Below are 18109 nucleotides of genomic sequence, written 5' to 3' on the forward strand. Positions count from 1 at the left end.
AGGCTGAAGTAGCTTCGAAGCGCCTGCTTATGGCTGCGCTTCCGTCTGTTGCTGCGATCCGGCCTGCTGCAGCGGCTCTCCCGCCTGCGGCAAGGCCGCCAGGATCGCCTTGAGAAGCGGCTGCGGCTGATAGCCGAGCCAGCCCGGCGTCAGGCCGAGCCGGACGACGACCAGTCCCGCGGAGGGCACGATCGCCATGCTCTGCCCGTCATGCCCGCTCAGCCAGAACGTATCCTCCGGCAGTCCGTACGAGGTGCTCGAGCCGCCGCCGGGCGCAAGCCAGGCCTGGCCCTGCGTATACCGCCCGTTCGAAGCCACTGTGGGCGTGCGCATGGCGCCGACGAAACCCTCCGGCAGCAGCCGCTGCCCGTTCCATACGCCGTCCTGCAGCAGGAATTGCCCGAAGCGCGCCCAGTCATGCCCCGTCGCATAGATATAGGAGCTGCCGGCAAATGTGCCGCGCGCGTCGAGTTCGAAGACGGCGCTCGTCATGCCGAGCGGCGCAAACAGCGCGTCGTGCGGATAGGAAAAGGCTGCCTGCGCATTGCCGACCCTGTCCATCCAGATGCGTGACAAGAGCATCGCCGTGCCGCTCGAATAACGGAAACGCTGGCCGGGTGCGGCTTCCATCGGCGCATTGGCCGGCAGCGATACCATATCGGGATCGAGATAGAGCATGCGTGTCACGTCGGCGACCTCGCCATAATCCTCGTTGAAGACAAGGCCGCTCTCCATGCCGAGCAGATCTGATACCTTGATCCTGGCGTGCCCGTCATCCTTCCACTGCGCCAGCAGATGGTCGTCATCGAAAGCGATCTTGCCGTCGAGCATCAGCCGGCCGAGGATCGCCGCATTCACCGTCTTCGTCATCGACCAGCCCACAAGCGGCGTCTTCGCCGAGAATCCGGGACCATAGGCCTCCGCTGCGATGCGGCCGTTGTGTACCACCACGATCGCCCGCATTGCCGGCCCGGCCAAGCGGGCATCGGCCAAGAGCGCGGCGATCTTCCCATCCGGTTGAGTGCCGACGCCCTCACCCTCCGGCCACACTGCCTCACTCGCTTCCATCCTGGGCGGCGCATCGAAGGGCACCGCTTTTGCAGCCGCCTCGAAATCGCCGTCCGGCACCGCCGTGCAGCCGAGACCGTTGCGATAGAGGGCGTAGCTCGGCGCAAACAGCGCCATGAAACGCGCCGTCACGCGATCATTGTCGCGGTCGACGCTGACGCGCATCAGCCTCAGCAGCGGATTTCCGGGCGCCTGGACATCGTCATGAAGCACTTCGTCCGCATCCCGGCCGGCGATGAAGACATTCGAGCAGACGATTTTGGCGGCGTAGCCGTCCCCGACGCGCAGGAGTTCCGGCGGCCGGACGTAGAGCCAGCCGGCGCCGGCGATGACGAGGAGAACGAGAAGGAGAGCAAGCGCCTTCAGGACACGCAGGACATATCGCATGGCATTCCTCCGAATGGCCGGAGAGAAGCAGGAATTGCGCCCGCCGGAAAGGGGGCGGCGCGAAGAAGACCCGCCACCCCGATCACTTTCCGAGGAGGAGGATGCTTTCGAAGAGCGGAGCCCACAGCCCACGTCATCAAACTGTAGCAGTGGCGCGCTACACGCCCTGAACGCTAAAAAGGTGACAGACTCATGTCAGAATTTGCACCGGATGCCGGCTTCCGCAAGAACCGGAAACTCAAGGACGCTCTTCTCCGCCACAAGGCTTTTTCGAAGGACGGCCTTTCCGAGCGCCTCTTCGGCCTGCTCTTCTCCGGCCTCGTCTATCCGCAGATCTGGGAAGATCCGGATCTCGACATGCAGGCGATGGAGTTGAAGCCGAACCATCGCATCGTCACCATCGGCTCCGGCGGCTGCAACATGCTCGCCTATCTCTCCAAGGCGCCGGCCTCGATCGACGTCGTCGATCTCAACCCGCACCATATCGCGCTGAACCGCCTGAAGCTTGCCGCCTTCAAGCATCTGCCGGATCATGCCGATCTCGTCCGCTTCCTCGCGATGCCGAACGAGAAGTCGAACAGCCGCGCCTTCGACCAGCACCTCGCCGCGAGGCTCGATGAGACGACCCGCAGCTACTGGAACGGCCGCAAGTTCGGCCGCCGTCGCGTCACCGTCTTCGACCGCAACATCTATGAAACCGGCCTGCTCGGCCGCTTCATCGGCGCAGCCCATCTTCTTGCCCGCCTGCATGGCGTCAAGCTGCGCGAAATGACCAAGACCCGTTCGATCCGCGAACAGCGCCAGTTCTTTGACGAGCAGATCGCGCCCTTGTTCGAAAAGCCGGTCGTGCGCTGGATCACCGGCCGCAAGAGCTCGCTCTTCGGCCTCGGCATTCCGCCGCAGCAATATGACGAGCTCGCAAGCCTTGCCGACGATCATTCGATCGCGCCGGTGCTGAAGCATCGCCTGGAAAAGCTCGCCTGTCATTTCCCGATGAGCGACAACTACTTCGCCTGGCAGGCCTTCGGCCGGCGCTACGGCACCGAAGAGAAAGGCCCGCTGCCGACCTATCTGAAGCCGGAGCACTACGAGGTAATCCGCGCCAATGTCGACCGCGTCAATGTCCACCACGCAAGCTTCACCGAGCTTCTGGCCCGCGAGCCGGCCGCTTCGCGCGACCGTTACATCCTGCTCGACGCGCAGGACTGGATGACGGACGCGCAGTTGAACGACGTCTGGCGGGAAATCACCCGCACGGCGCGCGACGGCGCCCGGGTGATCTTCCGCACCGCCGCCGAAAAGAGCATCATCGAAGGCCGCCTGTCGCCTTCGATCCGCGACCAGTGGGATTACTTCGAAGAGAAGTCGCGTGAACTGACCGCGCTCGATCGCTCGGCGATCTACGGCGGCTTCCACATCTACGGGAAGAAGGCGTGAGCAAGGTCGGCACCGAGACGGCGGGAAAGAGCACGGAACATGCCAGCCTCATGGATGGCATGTACCGCTACCAGCGCCATATCTACGACCTCACCCGCAAATATTACCTTCTCGGCCGCGACAGCACGATCCGCAATCTCGACGTGCCCGAGGGCGGCACCCTGCTCGAAGTCGGCTGTGGCACTGGCCGCAACATGGCCTTCGCCCACAAGCATTTCCCGACCGCCAAGCTCTTCGGCCTCGATATTTCCCAGGAAATGCTGATCTCGGCGCGCAAGACCTTCGCCACCAAGGCGACGATCCCGGAATTTCGCGTTGCCGACGCCACGGCGTACACCCCGCGTGAATTCGGCGTCAGCGGCTTCGACCGCATCCTGATTTCCTATGCCCTGTCGATGATCCCGGACTGGGAGCGCGCCGTCGATGCGTCGATCGCCGCGCTCAATCCCGGCGGCCAGTTGCACATCGTCGATTTCGGCCAGCAGGAAGGCCTGCCGCGCTGGTTCCGCCGCATGCTGCAGTCCTGGCTTACGAAATTCCACGTCACCCCGCGCGCCGACCTGCGCGAGGTCCTGGAAGCCCAAGCCCATGAAAACAACGCGAGATTGTTGTTTGAAACCGTCGGCGGCGGCTACGCCTGGCGGGCGGCTATTATCAGCAAGCGCTCATAATTCGCTTGAAACTAACCGAATTTTTACGTTGATATGGTGAAAAGAGGGTTATTCCTCTGCTGGACTCGTTTTTCTCGAAGGTCAGGCTGTGGGGCAAAGAGATCATTCGGTTCACGACGGGATAGCCATGCGCCGGCTTTTGTTTTGCGTTCTGCCTTTGGCCATCCTGCTGGCCGGCTGCTCCTCCTCTGGTCATGACTATCTCGAAACCGCGTCGATCAAGCCGAAGATGCGCTTCCAGGACACCGATCCGCAGGATTTCGGCCCCAAGCATCCGCAGCAGAACGCAATCCACGGCATCGACATTTCCAAGTGGCAGGGCGATATCGACTGGAGCACCGTGAGGAGCTCCGGCGTCGCCTTCGCCTTCATCAAGGCGACGGAAGGCAAAGACAGGGTCGATCCCCGCTTCGACGAATACTGGCGCGAGGCGCGTACCGCCGGCATCCCGCACGCCCCCTATCATTTCTACTATTTCTGCTCCTCGGCCGACGAACAGGCCGACTGGTTTATCCGCAACGTGCCGAAGGAGGCCATGCGCCTGCCGCCGGTGCTCGACGTCGAATGGAACGCCGAGTCGAAGACCTGCCGCTACCGGCCCGACCCGGAAACGGTGCGCTCCGAAATGCAGCGTTTCATGGACCGGCTGGAGGCTTATTACGGCAAGCGCCCGATCATCTATACCTCGGTCGATTTCCACCGCGACAATCTCGCCGGTTACTTCCAGGATTATCATTTCTGGGTCCGCTCGGTGGCGAAACATCCTGAGGTGACCTATTCCGACCGCCGCTGGGCCTTCTGGCAATATACCTCGACCGGCGTTATCCCCGGCATCAAGGGACCGACCGACATCAACGTCTTTGCCGGCAGTGCAAAGAACTGGAACAATTGGGTCGCGGCCGTTTCCAAGGATAGAAATTCTTAGTAACGTCTTTCAATGTTTCTTGCTTCTGTCACATTCCTCTGGGAAAGCGACGGACATCCGTTTGATATAAGGACCGCATCCATGCACCGCTCGCTCGCAAGCCGCTCTGCACTCGCCCTCCTGTTTGCCCTCGCCCTCGCAGGCGGCGCAGCCGCCCAGCAGGCGCCGGCCGCAAATCCAGCGGCCCCGGCAGCACCTTGCGGCGGCGATCTGTCCGCTTTCCTCGAAGGCGTCAAGGCCGACGCGGTCGCCGCAGGCGCGAGTGCGGCAGCCGCCGACGAAGCGCTTGCCGGCGCCGAAATCGATCCCAAGGTCATCAGCCGCGATCGCGCCCAGGGCGTCTTCAAGCAGACCTTCCTCGAATTCTCCCAGCGCACCGTCAGCCAGGCCCGCCTCGACATTGGCCGCCAGAAGATGAAGCAATATGCCGACGTCTTTGCCCGCGCCGAGCAGGAATTCGGCGTCCCATCTGGCGTCATCACCGCCTTCTGGGCGATGGAAACGGACTTTGGCGCCGTGCAGGGCGATTTCAACACCCGCAACGCTCTGGTGACGTTGTCGCATGACTGCCGCCGCCCGGAGCTCTTCCGCCCGCAGCTGATTGCCCTCATCGAAATGGTCCAGCACGGCGACCTCGACCCTGCGACCAACACCGGCGCCTGGGCCGGCGAGATCGGCCAGGTGCAGATGCTGCCGCGCGACATCGTCGCCTATGGCATGGACGGCGATGGCGACGGTCATGTTCGTCTGAAGCAGAGCGGCCCGGACGCCATCCTGACGGCGGCGAAATTCATCCAGCATCTCGGCTTCGAGCGCGGCCAGCCCTGGCTGCAGGAAGTCACCGTGCCCGATAACCTGCCCTGGGAGAAATCCGGCCTCGGCGGCACGATGAAGGCCGGCGACTGGTTCGCGCTCGGCGTCAAGCCGCGCGACGGTAACACCGCCTTCGGCGAACTCGAAGGCGATCTCGTGCTGCCGCAGGGCCGCATGGGACCGGCTTTCATCGCCTATCCGAATTTCAAGATCTATCTCGAATGGAACAAGTCGTTCATCTACACGACCTCGGCCGCCTATTTCGCCACCCGCCTGTCCGGCGCTCCGACCTATCTCAAGGGTGCGCCGGAACAGGGGCTTGCCAACGACCAGATGAAGACGCTGCAGAACAAGCTGCAGTCGCTCGGTCATGATGTCGGCGAGATCGACGGCATTCTCGGCTCCGGCACCCGCGTCGCGATCCAGAAGGAACAACAGCGCTTAGGCATGCCGGCCGACGGCTGGGCGACGCCTGCCCTTCTCAACGCTCTCTGATCGCCAACAGCCGGCCGCCATCCGTTTGACAAGAAACGGGTGGCGCCGTTTTCCGCTTACGCTAAAACTTCGTGGTGAAAAGCCGCCGGTTTTCGACCAACGATCCGGCGGCGATGCGATTTGCGGTGGAGGACGCGGCGTGGAAAGCAGAATGAATGCCTGGACCTGGGGCTTGCTGGTCCTGCTCGGCCTGATCTGGGGCGGCTCCTTCTTCTTTGCCCGCATCGCCGTCCAGCACGTGCCGCCGCTGACCCTCGTCTTCCTCAGGCTGCTGCTCGCGGCACTCGCGCTGCATGTCTATATTGCCGGCCGTTTGGACATCTATTCTATTCTCCAGGCCCGCTGGCGGGAGTTCCTGGTCCTTGGCCTGATCAACAATGCGCTCCCGCACGCGTTGATCTTCTTCGGCCAGACCCGCATCGGCGCCGGCCTTGCGGCGATTTTGAACGCGACGACGCCGATCTGGACGGTGCTCATCGCCAATTACTTCACATCGGACGAGAAGCTGTCCTCGGCAAAAATCGCCGGGTGCCTCGTCGGCCTCGCCGGCACGGTCGTCCTGATCGGTCCCGGCATCTCGACAGACAGCGAAGCGCCGATCTGGCCGTTGCTCCTTCCCGTGCTTGCCGCCGTCTCTTATGGTTTTGCCGCCACCTACGGCAAACGCTTCAGGGATGTTCCCGCTCCCGTCACATCGGCGGGCCAACTGACCGCCTCCTCGCTGATCGCACTGCCGCTATCGCTGGTAGCCGATCGCCCCTGGACGCTTGCCGTACCGCCTGTCGACGCGATCCTCGCCGTTCTGGCGCTGGCGCTGCTGTCGACCGCCTTCGCCTATATCCTCTACTTCAGGATCATGGCCGCTGCAGGCGCCACCAATGCCTCTCTGGTCACCCTTCTGGTGCCACCGAGCGCCATCCTTCTCGGCGTACTCTTCCTCGGCGAAACGCTCAGTCTTGCCGAATTCGCCGGCATGGCCCTCATCGGTTTCGGACTCGTCATCCTCGACGGCCGCGCCTATCGCCGGCTGGCGAGAATAGCCTGAAAACCGGTTGCAGTTTCCTTATGTTTTCAACCGCTTGCGACACCGCCATGTTTTGGGCGCATAGGTAAACTGGTGATCGCCCGATTTAACGGCATGTTAAATTCTGTGAACAAAAATTAATCCAAAATTATTACGTTGCTTCAATGGCTTATCAAATCTGATGTTGATTTATCCACTGACGGGTTCGGCAGTGCAGCATAAAATCCGCTTTCCAACCGACATATTTCAGACATAATATCGGCCGGTTAACGCGAGGAGACAGACATGGGACTCACGCAATCCTTGAATGTTCTGTTGGTCAGTGCAGCGTTTGCTTTCGTCCTGTCCATGCTCTTTATCTGAGCCGGGCCATGAAGGCATAACGACTGATAGTGCCTAAACTCCCCAAGAGCTGATCAATCCGCCAACGAAAAAGCGCATGTCCCGCCCGACATGCGCTTTTCACTTTTGAGTCCGGCAAAGATCAGGCGGCAGCGCCCGCGCTCTTTGGCGCCCGGCGAATAAAGCCGAGATTGTCGAGAACGGCGGAAACCAGCGGGGCGCGGTTCATCGTATAGAGATGGAACTCATCGAGGCCGCGCCGCACGAGATCCTCGATCTGCTCGGCGGCAACGTCGGCCGCGACCTTCGCCCGCTCCTCGGGCTTGTCGTCGAAGCCCGCGAAGCGCTCGTCGAGGAAGGCGGGGATGACCGCGCCGCAGGCGCCGGCGAAACGCTTCAGTTGCGTCAGGTTCTGGATCGGCATGATGCCGGGCACGATCGGGATCGAGACCCCGGCGGCGCGCACACGCTCCAGATAACGCTCGAAATTGTCGTTGTCGAAGAAGAACTGGGTCAGTGCCCGGTCGGCTCCGTTATCAGCCTTACGCTTCAGCATGTCGATATCGGCGGCCGTATCGCGGCTTTCCGGGTGCTTTTCCGGATAGGCAGAGACCGAAATCTCGAAATCGCCGACCGACTTGAGGCCGGCCACCAGCTCCGCCGCATTGGCGTAACCGCCGGGATGCGGCTGATAAGGTGCGCCGGCGCCACCGGGCGCGTCACCACGCAACGCCACGAAATGCTTTACGCCGACCTTGCGGAAGGTCTCGATCATATGATGCGTTTCTTCCTTCGTCGCACCGACGCAGGTCAGGTGCGAAGCCGTGGCAAGCGGCGTCTGCGAGAGGAAGCGGGTGACGGCGGAGAGCGTGGGCGCCTTGGTGGTGCCGCCGGCGCCATAGGTCACCGACACAAAATCCGGATCCCAGTCCTGCAGCTTGCTGACGGTGTCCCAAAGCTGCCCTTCCATCTCCTCCGATTTCGGCGGAAAGAATTCGAAGGAAATCCCGATGTTGCGCCCGCGTCCATCGTTTTTCAAAGCCATGTCATACTCTCCCGGCAAATGTAGGTTCGGCGCCTTCGCTTAGTTGCGAAGCCATGAGGCGCCTCGGATCGCGCGCGAGCCAGACGGTGACCGTCAGTCCCTGCCCGCCCTGCTGACCCGGATGAAGATCGACGACCTGCTCGACGTCGAGCCCGGCTTTGCGCAGCCAGTCGGACATCGCCTGGTGCGAAAAGCCGAGACGGACATGGGCATGCTCGTCGCGGAGATATTCGAGCGCGTGCGGCGCAAGGTCGATGACCACGAGCCGGCCGCCCGGCCGAAGCATGCGCGCCGCTTCGGAGATCGCAATCTCCGGCTGGTCGAAGAAATGCAGCACCTGATGGATCGTCACCAGATCGAAATCCTGCCCCTCGAACGGTAGGTTCAGGATATCGGCGTGACGGACCGTCGCCTTGGTGATGCGGGACTTGTCGAGATTGGCCCGCGCCACGCTCAGCATGTCGCGGCTGGCATCGACGCCGATGGCGCGGCGGTAGAGCCCGGACAGAAGCTCGAGGATACGGCCGGTACCAGTGCCGAGATCGAGCAATGAATCGATCGGCTGGTTGCCGAGCAGCCGGATCACGGCGGCGTCGACCTCCTCGTCGGCCGCATGCAGGCGGCGAAGCTCGTCCCATTCGGCAGCATTGCGGCTGAAATAGGCCTGGGCCCGCTCCGCCCGCTGGCGTTTGACCTGCGACAGCCGCTCGCCGTCGCGAAGAATGGTCGGATCGTTCTCGGAGACGTGTTTTAGCAGAGCCCGCACGAGCAGCGCCGCCTTGCCGTCCTGCTTGAGCCGGAAATAGGCCCAGGCGCCTTCCTGGTAGCGTTCGATCAGTTCGGCCTCGCCGAGCAGCTTCAGGTGGCGGGAGATGCGGGGCTGTGACTGGCCGAGGATTTCGGTAAGATCGGTGACAGTCAGGTCGCCGCCGTCGAGAAGCGCCAGAAGGCGCAGACGCGTCGGCTCGCCGGCCGCCTTTAAGACGTCCACCAGCCCATCCAGTCCTAGCTTCAAGGGTTCGCTCATCTCTATCCCAATCAAGATATAAAGATATCTTTATGTGATTTGAAAGATGGTGGCAAGCGGCAATTTGCGCTCTGCGCGAAATCCCCTGCTCAGATTGCGACAGGCGCGCTGGGCAAAGAAAACGCACTCGATCGTCAATGTTCCGGACAAAATATGGAACACCGATCTCGCAGGATTTGATTTTTGGGAGTGAAATTTCCCTGATCGTTTGGGTCGCCGCTCTGCCGCCAAGCTTACGATTTTTGCGGCGGGGCTTCCTCAGGCAGCTCACTGGCGAGACGGCCGAACATGCGGAAATCATGGAAAGCGTTCTTGAACCAGGCCTTCTGACGAAGTGTGCCCTCATATCGGAACCCGGCCTTTTCCAGAACCCGGTCCGACGCCCGGTTCCCCGGCAGAGTCCAGGCTTCGATTCGGTTCAGGGAAAAGTCATCAAATCCACATCGAGCGACTGCTTTCACCGCCTCGCTCATCAGCCCCTTCCCCCAGAACGACGGGTGCAATTCATAGCCGATCTCGGCCCACTTTGCGTACTTGTCGATGCTGTTGAACCGTATGGCCCCTAAGAACCGACCAGAGGCACGCTCTTCTATTATCCACGCGCACGCCTTTCCTTTGGCGAACGCGCTACACATCCATTTCATCACGCGCTCGATCTGCGCTTTTTTCGGCGCATCCGGCCAGTTCGAGAAACGTGTGACTTCCGGAATTGAGATCAGCTCATGGAGCTCGCCGCAGTCACCGAAAACCGGCTCGCGCAGGCGTAGGCGATCGGTCAGCAGCGCAGGAAATTCGCTTTTACGGGCAGCCATAGCAAGATCGTCAGGCTTGTTGAAAAGTGAGAGACGGCCTCGTGCCCAACGCAATGGCAACCAGGCATTCCATGCCTTGTAATTGCCGAAATATACAACTGGCGCAACGCTTGATTTGGGCGTCGCCGCAAATCAAGCGTTGCGGCGACGTATTCAGCAAAAAACCCGTGAAATTTCCAGCGAGCAAGCTCGCCCACAGGGGTCCGGCTTCGATCAGCGCGTCAGGCGCTTGTGGGCCTGGCTGCCCGGGTTCAGGGCATCGGGGCCGAGGCGGCGGATCTTGTCCTGCTCGTAATCCTCGAAGTTGCCTTCGAACCATTCGACATGGCCCTCGCCTTCGAAGGCGAGGATGTGCGTCGCCAGGCGGTCGAGGAACATGCGATCGTGGCTGATGATGATGGCGCAGCCGGCAAACGCTTCCAGCGCGCTTTCCAGCGCACCGAGAGTTTCCGTATCGAGGTCGTTGGTCGGTTCGTCGAGCAGCAGAACGTTGCCGCCTGCCTTCAGCATCTTGGCAAGGTGAACGCGGTTGCGCTGACCACCGGAGAGATTGCCGACCTTCTGCTGCTGGTCGCCGCCCTTGAAGTTGAAGGCGCCGCAATAGGCTCTGGAGTTCATATCGAACTTGCCGAGCTTGATGATTTCCGCGCCGCCGGAGATTTCCTCCCAGACCGTCTTGTCGGCGGCCAGCGCGTCGCGGCTCTGGTCGACATAACCGAGATGCACGGTCTCGCCGATGCGGATCGAACCGCTATCCGGCTTTTCCTGGCCGGTGATCATCTTGAACAAGGTCGTCTTGCCGGCGCCGTTCGGGCCGATGATACCGACGATGCCGCCCGGCGGCAGCTTGATCGACAGGTCGTTGATCAGCGTGCGGCCCTCGAAGCCCTTCGTGATGCCTTGCATCTCGATGACCACCTGGCCGAGCCGTTCGCTGACCGGGATGATGATCTGCGCGTCGCCGGGACGCTGCTTCTCGGCGGCTTCCACGAGTTGCTCGTAGGACTTGATACGCGCCTTGGACTTGGCCTGCCGGGCCTTCGGGCTGGAAGCGATCCATTCCTGTTCGCGGCTGATCGCCTTTTGACGGCCTGCCTCTTCCCGGTTTTCCTGCTGCATGCGCTTGGCCTTGGCGAGCAGGTAGGCCGAGTAGTTGCCCTCGTAGGGAATACCGCGGCCGCGGTCGAGTTCGAGGATCCAGCCGGTGACATTGTCCAGGAAGTAGCGGTCGTGGGTGATCATCATCACGGCGCCCGGATAGTCCCGCAGATGCTTTTCGAGCCAGGCGATGGTTTCGGCGTCCAGGTGGTTGGTCGGTTCGTCGAGCAGCAGCAGGTCCGGCTGCGAAAGCAGCAGGCGGCAAAGCGCGATACGGCGGCGCTCACCACCGGAAAGGCTGGTGACCTCGGCGTCACGCGGCGGGCAGCGCAGCGCTTCCATCGCCATTTCGACTTGGCTTTCCAGATCCCAGAGGTTCTGGCTGTCGATGATGTCCTGGAGCTTGGCTCCCTCTTCCGCCGTCTCGTCGGAATAGTTCATCATCAGTTCATTGTAACGCTCTAGCACGGCCGTCTTCGAGGCTACGCCCTCCATGACGTTCTCGAACACCGTCTTGCTGGCATCGAGTTTCGGCTCCTGCTCGAGATAGCCGACCGTCGCACCTTCGGCGAGCCAGGCTTCGCCGGTATACTCCTTGTCCTGGCCGGCAATGATGCGCAGCACAGTGGATTTACCGGCGCCGTTCGGCCCGAGGATGCCGATCTTGGCATCCGGGTAGAAAGAAAGGTGGATATTCTCCAGGATCTTCTTGTTGCCATAGGCCTTGTTGAGGCCGGACATGTGATAGATGAACTGACGTGCCATACTGCGCTGCTCCGGGCGGGAAACTTCGATCGTGCCGCTATGTAGGCGAAACAGCGCCTGCGGGCAACGCCGAAACCCGGTTTAGGCAGGATTTCCGGTCAGAAGCCCGCCGCGTCGACGACACCTTCGTCGCAGCCGAACGAGGTTTTGCCGGCCCCCTGGATCAGATCGGCAAGCGCCGCACTCTTTGCCGAGGCCGTTCCCGCACTCTCTGAAAGCCCGATCGTCAACTCGCTGATCACCCTGACCTTGCCGGCCCGCCGGCAGCTCATCTTGACGCGGTCGGCCGCACCGGGACCGAAGCTCTTGTCGAAAGCCGCCTTGATCTCATCGGCCTTGAGCGTCTTGCCGATATTGGCGGCGAAGAGATCGCGCACGGCCGACGCGTTGAGCGCGCCGACGAGATGCATACCGACGCCGAAATAGTCTTCGGCGCTCATTCCAATGCAGGTGCCGTGCTTCACCCATTCATGCCGTTCCAGGCCGGATTGCGTGCCGGGCATTGCCTTTGCGAGCGCCGACTTCGCCTCCGCCGAAAGCGTAACCTCCGGCAATTCATTCCATTTGCCGTCCTTGTCGGCGGCCTTCTGCTCGGCGCTCACACCGCAATAATCCTGCTTCATCGGCCAGAGCCCGTGCAGCGAGAAATTCGTCGCGTCCGAACGCTCACCGGTCTGGCTCGCGCATTCGGCCTTCTTCTGGTTCGTCTGGCAAAAGGCGGGCTGCCAGCTCGCCGCAAGAATGAAGCGGGTACGCCCGCCACCCTCCTGCGCCGTGGCGGCGCCGGCAAGAACCATCGACAAGGCGAACGCCAAGGTACGCAACTCAATGCTGCTCATTTTCAACCCCCAAAAGAACAATACGGGAACAAATAAGCACGAAGATCAAAAGCCCGCAACCCTGAATCGCAGCAAACCCAAAAAATTGTTATCGGATAAATCAAACGCTGATGTTGCATTTGCCGCGCGATCTGGTCTGCTGCGACCGGGAGGATCCGCATGTTTTCTGATACGCAAAGGCTGGCCTTGCCGGATGCGTCGCTCGCCTATCATCATGCCGAGGCTGCCGCTCCGGCACGCGGCATCCTGTTGATATCGCACGGGCTCGCCGAACATTCCAAACGTTATTGCGCCTTTGCCGAGATGATGGCGTCGCGCGGCTATCACGTCTATGCCCATGATCATCGCGGCCACGGTGAGACGACGGCGCCCGACGCGCCGATCGGCCGCTTCGCCCGGCGCGACGGCGTCGAAAAGGTGATCGGCGACGTCATTGCCATGCGCGCCCATGCCGCGTCCCGCCATCAGGGCCTGCCTGTGATCCTCTTCGGCCATTCGATGGGCGGCCTCATCGCCCTCAATACGGCGATAACGGCACCTGCCGATTTCGATGCCGTCGCGGTCTGGAATTCGAATTTCGCCGTCGGCCTTGCCGGCCGCGCCGCTCAGGCGATCCTCCTTGCCGAGCGCATGCTGAAGGGCTCCGATGTGCCGAGCGGCCTCTTGCCAAAGCTCACCTTCGGTGCCTGGGGCAGATCCATTCCTAACCGCCGCACCGAATTCGACTGGCTGTCGCGCATTCCGGGCGAGGTCGACAAATATGTCGCCGATCCGCTTTGCGGCTTCGATGCCTCGGTCTCTCTCTGGCTCGATCTCTTCGAGATGACCTTCCGCCCACCGCAGAAGATCCACCTCGACCAGCTGCGGCGCGATATGCCGATCCATCTGGTCGGCGGCGGAGAAGATCCCGCAACGGAGCGTGGAAAAGCCACTCTCTGGCTGTCAAACCATTTGAAAACCCACGGCTTCTCTCGTATCAACACGGTGATATATCAGAATATGCGGCACGAAACTCTAAACGAGGTCGGCGCGGATCAAGCGATCGCGGCCTTCGCGGACTGGTGCGACACCGCCGTCGCGAGAACCTGAGCCACAGGGATTCCATCATGAGCAACACTTCCGCCCGCCCCGCTTCGTCCGCTTCCGAAGTGACGACCGGGCTTGGGCTGATGTTTCTATCGGTGATGGTCTCGCCGACCATCGACATCTTCTCCAAGCTTGCTGTCGTCACTATCCCGTCCGCAGAAGTCACCGCCGGCCGCTTCGCCGTCCAGGCGCTCTGCATGCTGCCGATCGTGCTGTGGCGGCGCAGCTTTGCCGATTTCTCCTGGAGCCAGAACCTCTTCCATGCCATCCGTGGCGCGATCATCACCGTCTCGATGATCTCCTTCGTCACCACGCTGAAATACATGGCGGTCGCCGACGCGATTGCGATCTTCTTCGTTGAGCCGATCATCGTGACGATCTTCGGCGGCATTTTCCTGAAGGAAACGATCGGCTGGCGGCGCTACACCGCCTGCGGCGTCGGCTTCTTCGGGGCGATGCTGATCATCCAGCCGAGTTTCGAGGAGGTCGGCTATGTCGCGCTCCTGCCTGTTCTCAGCGCGCTCTGCGTCGCGACCTTCGTGCTGATGACCCGCGTCCTCTCGCACAAGGAAGATCCGTGGGCGATGCAGTTTCAGATGGGCATCTGGGGCCTGCTCTTCTGCGCCGCCCTGCTTGTTTTTGGGCAGGGAAGCGGCTCCGATATCTTCGATCCCGTCATGCCCGAAGGCAGCGCCTGGCTCTACCTCGCTGGCGTCGGCGCCACCGCTGCGACGGCGGGCATCCTCGGTGTCTATGCCTATCGCGCGGCCCCGGCCTCGACGCTGGCGCCGCTGCAATATTTCGAGATCGTCTCGGCGACGATCTTCGCCTGGCTTGTTTTCGGCGACTTTCCGAATGCGGTCAAATGGCTCGGCATCATGATCATCATGGCATCGGGCTTCTACATCCTCTGGCGCGAGCGCCGCTTTGCATCCAGACCCGTATCCGATACATCTGAGGCAACGCTGGCGCCGTAGACAATGCCGGGAGGAACATGACGCAGACCATGACCAAAAAGCCGCCGCTTGCCGGCATCAGGGTGATCGAGCTTGCCCGCGTGCTTGCCGGCCCCTGGGCGGGGCAGATGCTTGCCGATCTCGGCGCCGATGTCATCAAGGTGGAAAATCCCGACGGCGGTGACGATACCCGCCAATGGGGCCCGCCCTTCGTTGAAGGCGCCGACGGCGAAAATCTCTCGGCCGCCTATTATCATGCCACCAATCGCGGCAAGCGCTCCATCACCGCCGACCTGAAGAGCGCGGAAGGCCAGGATCTCGTCCGCCGGCTCGTGGCCACCGCCGATGTTGTGATTGAGAATTTCAAGCTTGGCGGCCTCGCCAAATACGGGCTCGATTATGACAGCCTGCGCAAGGTGAACCCGAAGCTCGTCTATTGCTCTATCACCGGCTTCGGCCAGACCGGCCCCTATGCGGGCCTCGCCGGCTACGACTACATCGTCCAGGGCATGTCCGGCTTCATGTCGATTACAGGCGAGCCGGACGGCCAGCCGATGAAGGCGGGTGTGGCGATCGCCGATATATTCACCGGCATCTATGCCGTCTCGGCGATCGAGGCCGCGCTGATCCACGCGCTGAAATCAGGCGAAGGCCAGCTCATCGACATGGCGCTCCTCGACGTGCAGTCGGCCGTCCTTGCCAATCAGAACATGAACTACCTGATCTCCGGCACGGCACCGACCCGGCTCGGCAATGCCCATCCCAATATCTCGCCCTATGAGGTCGTGCCGGCCGCCGACGGTTATCTCATTCTTGCGGTCGGAAACGACGGCCAGTTCCGCCGCCTCTCCGCCATCCTCGGCCTGGAGGCGATGTCGGGCGACGAGCGTTTCTTCACCAACAGGGCCCGCGTCGCCAATCGCGGCGAGGTGCGCCGCCTCATCTCCGCCGAGACGCTGAAATGGCAGAAGGCGGATCTTCTGAAAGCCTGCGAGGACAACGCGGTTCCCGCCGGCGCGATCAACACGATCGAGGAAATGTTCGCCGATCCGCAGGTGCAGGCCCGCGGCTTGCGCATCGATCTGGCGGATGCCGCCGGCACCGTCATCCCCGGCGTCAGAACGCCGGTGGTCATGTCCGAGACGCCCTTGCGCTACACCAGGCCGAGCCCTCGGCTCGGCGAACACGGGCAAGAAATTCTGGCGGAACTCGCCGTGTACGAGAGGAAGGCATCGTCATGAAGAAGACCGGCGGGGAACTGATCGTCGAGGCGCTGAAGGCAAACGGCGTCAAACGCCTCTCCTGCGTGCCCGGCGAGAGCTTCCTTGCCGTCCTCGATGTGCTGCGCGACAGCGATATCGACGTCCTCGTCTGCCGCCAGGAAGGCGGCGCCGCGATGATGGCGGACTGCTGGGGCCGACTGACCGGCGAACCCGGCATCTGCATGGTGACCCGCGGCCCCGGCGCCACCAACGCCTCGGCCGGCCTGCACATCGCCAAACAGGACTCGATCCCGATGATCCTCTTCATCGGCCAGGTGCAGCGGGAAGCGCGCGAGCGCGAGGCCTTCCAGGAGGTCGAGTTCCGCCGCGCCTTCACCGAATTCGCCAAATGGGTGGGAGAGATCGACGATGCCGCCCGCATTCCCGAATTCGTCACCCGCGCCTTTGCGATCGCCACATCGGGCCGCCCCGGCCCCGTCGTGCTGACATTACCGGAAGACATGCTGCGCGACGAGGTGGAGGCACCCCGCGCCAAGCGCTACGTCAGCGTCGAAGCTCATCCCGGCAGCAGCCAGATCGACGACCTCTATCTGCGCCTCTTGAAGGCCGAGCGGCCGATGGTGATCCTCGGTGGCACGCGATGGGATGCCGACGCCGTTGCCGATTTCCAGGCCTTCGCGGAACGCTTTCAACTGCCCGTCGGCTGCTCCTTCCGCCGGCAGATGCTGTTTGATCATCTCCATCCCTGTTATGCCGGCGATGTCGGCATCGGCATCAATCCTGCTTTGGCAAAAGAGATCAAGGAGAGCGATCTGCTGATCCTGCTCGGCGCCCGCATGTCGGAAATGCCGTCCTCCTCCTATACGCTGATCGATATCCCCTACCCCCAGCAATCGCTGGTGCACATCTATCCCGACGCTTCCGAACTCGGCCGCATCTACCGCCCGGATCTTGCCATCTGCGCAGCGCCTGCCGATTTCGTCGCGGCCCTCGCCGATCTGGAAGCGCCGGCCGAACCGCGCTGGGCCGAGCGCACGGAGCGCATGCACCAGGCCTATCTCGGCTGGTCGAAGCCGCCGGCGACGGGTCCGGGCGCCGTCCAGATGGGGCCGATCATGGAATGGCTGGAGGCCAATACCGGGCCGGAGACGATCTTCACCAACGGCGCCGGCAACTACGCCACCTGGCTGCACCGCTTCCATCGCTTCCGCCGCTTCAACACCCAGTCGGCCCCGACCTCCGGTTCGATGGGTTACGGCCTGCCGGCTGCGGTGGCAGCCAAACAGCTCTTTCCCGAGCGCGAGGTCATCTGCTTTGCCGGCGACGGCTGCTTCCTGATGCACGGCCAGGAATTCGCCACCGCCATCCGCTACGGCCTGCCGATCATCGCAATCGTCGTCAACAACGGCATGTACGGCACGATCCGCATGCATCAGGAGCGCGAATATCCCGGGCGCGTCAGCAGCACCGATCTCACCAATCCCGACTTCGCAGCCCTTGCCCGCGCCTATGGCGGCCACGGCGAAACGGTGGAAAGCACGGAGGAATTTGCGCCGACCTTCGAGCGGGCGCGCCAAAGCGGTAAGCCGGCAATCATCGAGGTGAAGCTCGATCCCGAGGCGATCACGCCGACCAGAACGCTGTCGGAAATCGCCCAAACGAAAAGCCGGTGAGCCCGTGGCTCACTCCATTCAGAGTGAGTCCACACCCACCGGCTTCAGCCGATCAAAATGACAGGGCTTTTTAGTCGAGCGCAGCCGTGACGATGAATTCGACCTTGTACTTCGGCGCAGCGAGCTTGGCTTCGCTGGTGGCGCGGGCCGGCGGGTTTGCCGGGTCGATCCAGCCTTCCCAGACGGCATTCATCTCGCCGAAATAGGCGATATCAGAGAGGTAGATGATCGTCTGCAGGATCTTGGACTTGTTGCTGCCGGAAGCGGCGAGCAGCCGGTCGACTTCGGCAAGCGCCGATTTGCACTGATCGGTGACGCTTTCGCCCTCGCCCACCTGGCCTGCGAGATAGATCGTGTTGCCGTGAATGACGGCGCCGCTCATGCGCGCGCCGACGTCGATACGCTTAATGCTCATTGTAGTCT

At 62.2% G+C, this 18109-nt stretch carries 16 protein-coding genes; 9 read left to right on the plus strand and 7 right to left on the minus strand.

Annotated elements, in window-relative coordinates; genetic code table 11:
- Positions 1–27: 27 nt before the first annotated feature.
- The gene (locus NE852_RS15090) at positions 28–1455 is read right to left on the minus strand and encodes a serine hydrolase (protein WP_008531115.1); all 1428 of its coding nucleotides are present in this window, start codon (positions 1453–1455) and stop codon (positions 28–30) included.
- Between the two features lie 192 nt (positions 1456–1647).
- Here NE852_RS15090 and NE852_RS15095 point away from each other — a divergent pair, with 192 nt between their 5' ends.
- The 5 genes from NE852_RS15095 to NE852_RS15115 all read left to right on the plus strand — a co-directional run bounded on the left by NE852_RS15095 (position 1648) and on the right by NE852_RS15115 (position 6841).
- Positions 1648–2892 (plus strand): DUF3419 family protein, encoded by a 1245-nt coding sequence (locus NE852_RS15095; RefSeq protein ID WP_008531114.1) that lies wholly within the window; start codon positions 1648–1650, stop codon positions 2890–2892.
- Positions 2889–3563, plus strand: a complete 675-nt coding sequence (locus NE852_RS15100; RefSeq protein WP_008531111.1) for a class I SAM-dependent methyltransferase — start codon at positions 2889–2891, stop codon at positions 3561–3563. Before NE852_RS15095 ends, NE852_RS15100 begins: the two co-directional genes overlap by 4 nt.
- Before the next feature lie 127 nt (positions 3564–3690).
- A complete protein-coding gene (locus tag NE852_RS15105) occupies positions 3691–4488 on the plus strand; it encodes a GH25 family lysozyme (protein ID WP_008531110.1) in 798 nt (265 codons plus the stop codon).
- A gap of 81 nt (positions 4489–4569) precedes the next feature.
- A complete protein-coding gene (locus tag NE852_RS15110; RefSeq protein ID WP_008531109.1) occupies positions 4570–5796 on the plus strand; it encodes a lytic murein transglycosylase in 1227 nt (408 codons plus the stop codon).
- Positions 5797–5935: 139 nt separating this feature from the next.
- The gene (locus NE852_RS15115) at positions 5936–6841 is read left to right on the plus strand and encodes a DMT family transporter (RefSeq protein ID WP_258155782.1); all 906 of its coding nucleotides are present in this window, start codon (positions 5936–5938) and stop codon (positions 6839–6841) included.
- A gap of 463 nt (positions 6842–7304) precedes the next feature.
- Here the strand turns inward: NE852_RS15115 and metF are convergent, their stop codons facing one another.
- The 5 genes from metF to NE852_RS15140 all read right to left on the minus strand — a co-directional run bounded on the left by metF (position 7305) and on the right by NE852_RS15140 (position 12748).
- On the minus strand, positions 7305–8207 hold the full coding sequence (gene metF / locus NE852_RS15120; RefSeq protein WP_008531103.1) for a methylenetetrahydrofolate reductase [NAD(P)H]: 903 nt from the start codon (positions 8205–8207) through the stop codon (positions 7305–7307).
- A 1-nt stretch (position 8208) separates the two neighbouring features.
- Entirely contained in the window at positions 8209–9234 is a 1026-nt protein-coding gene (locus NE852_RS15125) for a metalloregulator ArsR/SmtB family transcription factor (protein ID WP_258155783.1), read from the minus strand.
- 233 nt (positions 9235–9467) lie between these two features.
- A complete protein-coding gene (locus NE852_RS15130; RefSeq protein ID WP_258155784.1) occupies positions 9468–10046 on the minus strand; it encodes a GNAT family N-acetyltransferase in 579 nt (192 codons plus the stop codon).
- Positions 10047–10259: 213 nt separating this feature from the next.
- Positions 10260–11909 carry an energy-dependent translational throttle protein EttA gene (ettA, locus tag NE852_RS15135; protein WP_008531095.1) on the minus strand — a complete coding sequence of 550 codons (1650 nt, stop codon included), beginning with the start codon at positions 11907–11909 and terminating at the stop codon, positions 10260–10262.
- A 98-nt stretch (positions 11910–12007) separates the two neighbouring features.
- Positions 12008–12748: a ribonuclease gene (locus tag NE852_RS15140; RefSeq protein ID WP_008531094.1), complete on the minus strand. Its 741-nt coding sequence runs from the start codon at positions 12746–12748 to the stop codon at positions 12008–12010.
- A 159-nt stretch (positions 12749–12907) separates the two neighbouring features.
- On the opposite strand from NE852_RS15140, the gene NE852_RS15145 reads away from it, so the two are divergent.
- Genes NE852_RS15145 through NE852_RS15160 form a run of 4 tightly spaced genes read left to right on the plus strand, consistent with a single transcriptional unit; the run spans position 12908 to position 17686 of the window.
- On the plus strand, positions 12908–13837 hold the full coding sequence (locus NE852_RS15145) for an alpha/beta fold hydrolase (protein WP_008531093.1): 930 nt from the start codon (positions 12908–12910) through the stop codon (positions 13835–13837).
- A gap of 17 nt (positions 13838–13854) precedes the next feature.
- The gene (locus tag NE852_RS15150; RefSeq protein ID WP_258155785.1) at positions 13855–14811 is read left to right on the plus strand and encodes a DMT family transporter; all 957 of its coding nucleotides are present in this window, start codon (positions 13855–13857) and stop codon (positions 14809–14811) included.
- A 17-nt stretch (positions 14812–14828) separates the two neighbouring features.
- The gene (locus NE852_RS15155) at positions 14829–16031 is read left to right on the plus strand and encodes a CaiB/BaiF CoA-transferase family protein (protein WP_008531092.1); all 1203 of its coding nucleotides are present in this window, start codon (positions 14829–14831) and stop codon (positions 16029–16031) included.
- Positions 16028–17686: a thiamine pyrophosphate-binding protein gene (locus tag NE852_RS15160; protein ID WP_008531090.1), complete on the plus strand. Its 1659-nt coding sequence runs from the start codon at positions 16028–16030 to the stop codon at positions 17684–17686. The genes NE852_RS15155 and NE852_RS15160 overlap by 4 nt, the downstream gene beginning before the upstream one ends.
- A 70-nt stretch (positions 17687–17756) precedes the next feature.
- Here NE852_RS15160 and NE852_RS15165 read toward each other — a convergent pair whose 3' ends face one another.
- Positions 17757–18101 (minus strand): RidA family protein, encoded by a 345-nt coding sequence (locus NE852_RS15165; protein ID WP_008531089.1) that lies wholly within the window; start codon positions 18099–18101, stop codon positions 17757–17759.
- Between the last annotated feature and the right edge of the window lie 8 nt (positions 18102–18109).

Origin of the sequence: Rhizobium sp. Pop5 (assembly GCF_024721175.1) — a bacterium.
Classification (GTDB): domain Bacteria; phylum Pseudomonadota; class Alphaproteobacteria; order Rhizobiales; family Rhizobiaceae; genus Rhizobium.

Bases quoted from the DNA above. Each gene is read 5' to 3' on its own strand.
- NE852_RS15090 (WP_008531115.1), bottom strand. From the start codon at position 1,455: ATGCGATATGTCCTGCGTGTCCTGAAGGCGCTTGCTCTCCTTCTCGTT.
- NE852_RS15095 (WP_008531114.1), top strand. From the start codon at position 1,648: ATGTCAGAATTTGCACCGGATGCCGGCTTCCGCAAGAACCGGAAACTC.
- NE852_RS15105 (WP_008531110.1), top strand. From the start codon at position 3,691: ATGCGCCGGCTTTTGTTTTGCGTTCTGCCTTTGGCCATCCTGCTGGCC.
- NE852_RS15110 (WP_008531109.1), top strand. From the start codon at position 4,570: ATGCACCGCTCGCTCGCAAGCCGCTCTGCACTCGCCCTCCTGTTTGCC.
- metF (WP_008531103.1), bottom strand. From the start codon at position 8,207: ATGGCTTTGAAAAACGATGGACGCGGGCGCAACATCGGGATTTCCTTC.
- NE852_RS15125 (WP_258155783.1), bottom strand. From the start codon at position 9,234: ATGAGCGAACCCTTGAAGCTAGGACTGGATGGGCTGGTGGACGTCTTA.
- NE852_RS15130 (WP_258155784.1), bottom strand. From the start codon at position 10,046: ATGGCTGCCCGTAAAAGCGAATTTCCTGCGCTGCTGACCGATCGCCTA.
- ettA (WP_008531095.1), bottom strand. From the start codon at position 11,909: ATGGCACGTCAGTTCATCTATCACATGTCCGGCCTCAACAAGGCCTAT.
- NE852_RS15140 (WP_008531094.1), bottom strand. From the start codon at position 12,748: ATGAGCAGCATTGAGTTGCGTACCTTGGCGTTCGCCTTGTCGATGGTT.
- NE852_RS15145 (WP_008531093.1), top strand. From the start codon at position 12,908: ATGTTTTCTGATACGCAAAGGCTGGCCTTGCCGGATGCGTCGCTCGCC.
- NE852_RS15150 (WP_258155785.1), top strand. From the start codon at position 13,855: ATGAGCAACACTTCCGCCCGCCCCGCTTCGTCCGCTTCCGAAGTGACG.
- NE852_RS15155 (WP_008531092.1), top strand. From the start codon at position 14,829: ATGACGCAGACCATGACCAAAAAGCCGCCGCTTGCCGGCATCAGGGTG.
- NE852_RS15160 (WP_008531090.1), top strand. From the start codon at position 16,028: ATGAAGAAGACCGGCGGGGAACTGATCGTCGAGGCGCTGAAGGCAAAC.
- NE852_RS15165 (WP_008531089.1), bottom strand. From the start codon at position 18,101: ATGAGCATTAAGCGTATCGACGTCGGCGCGCGCATGAGCGGCGCCGTC.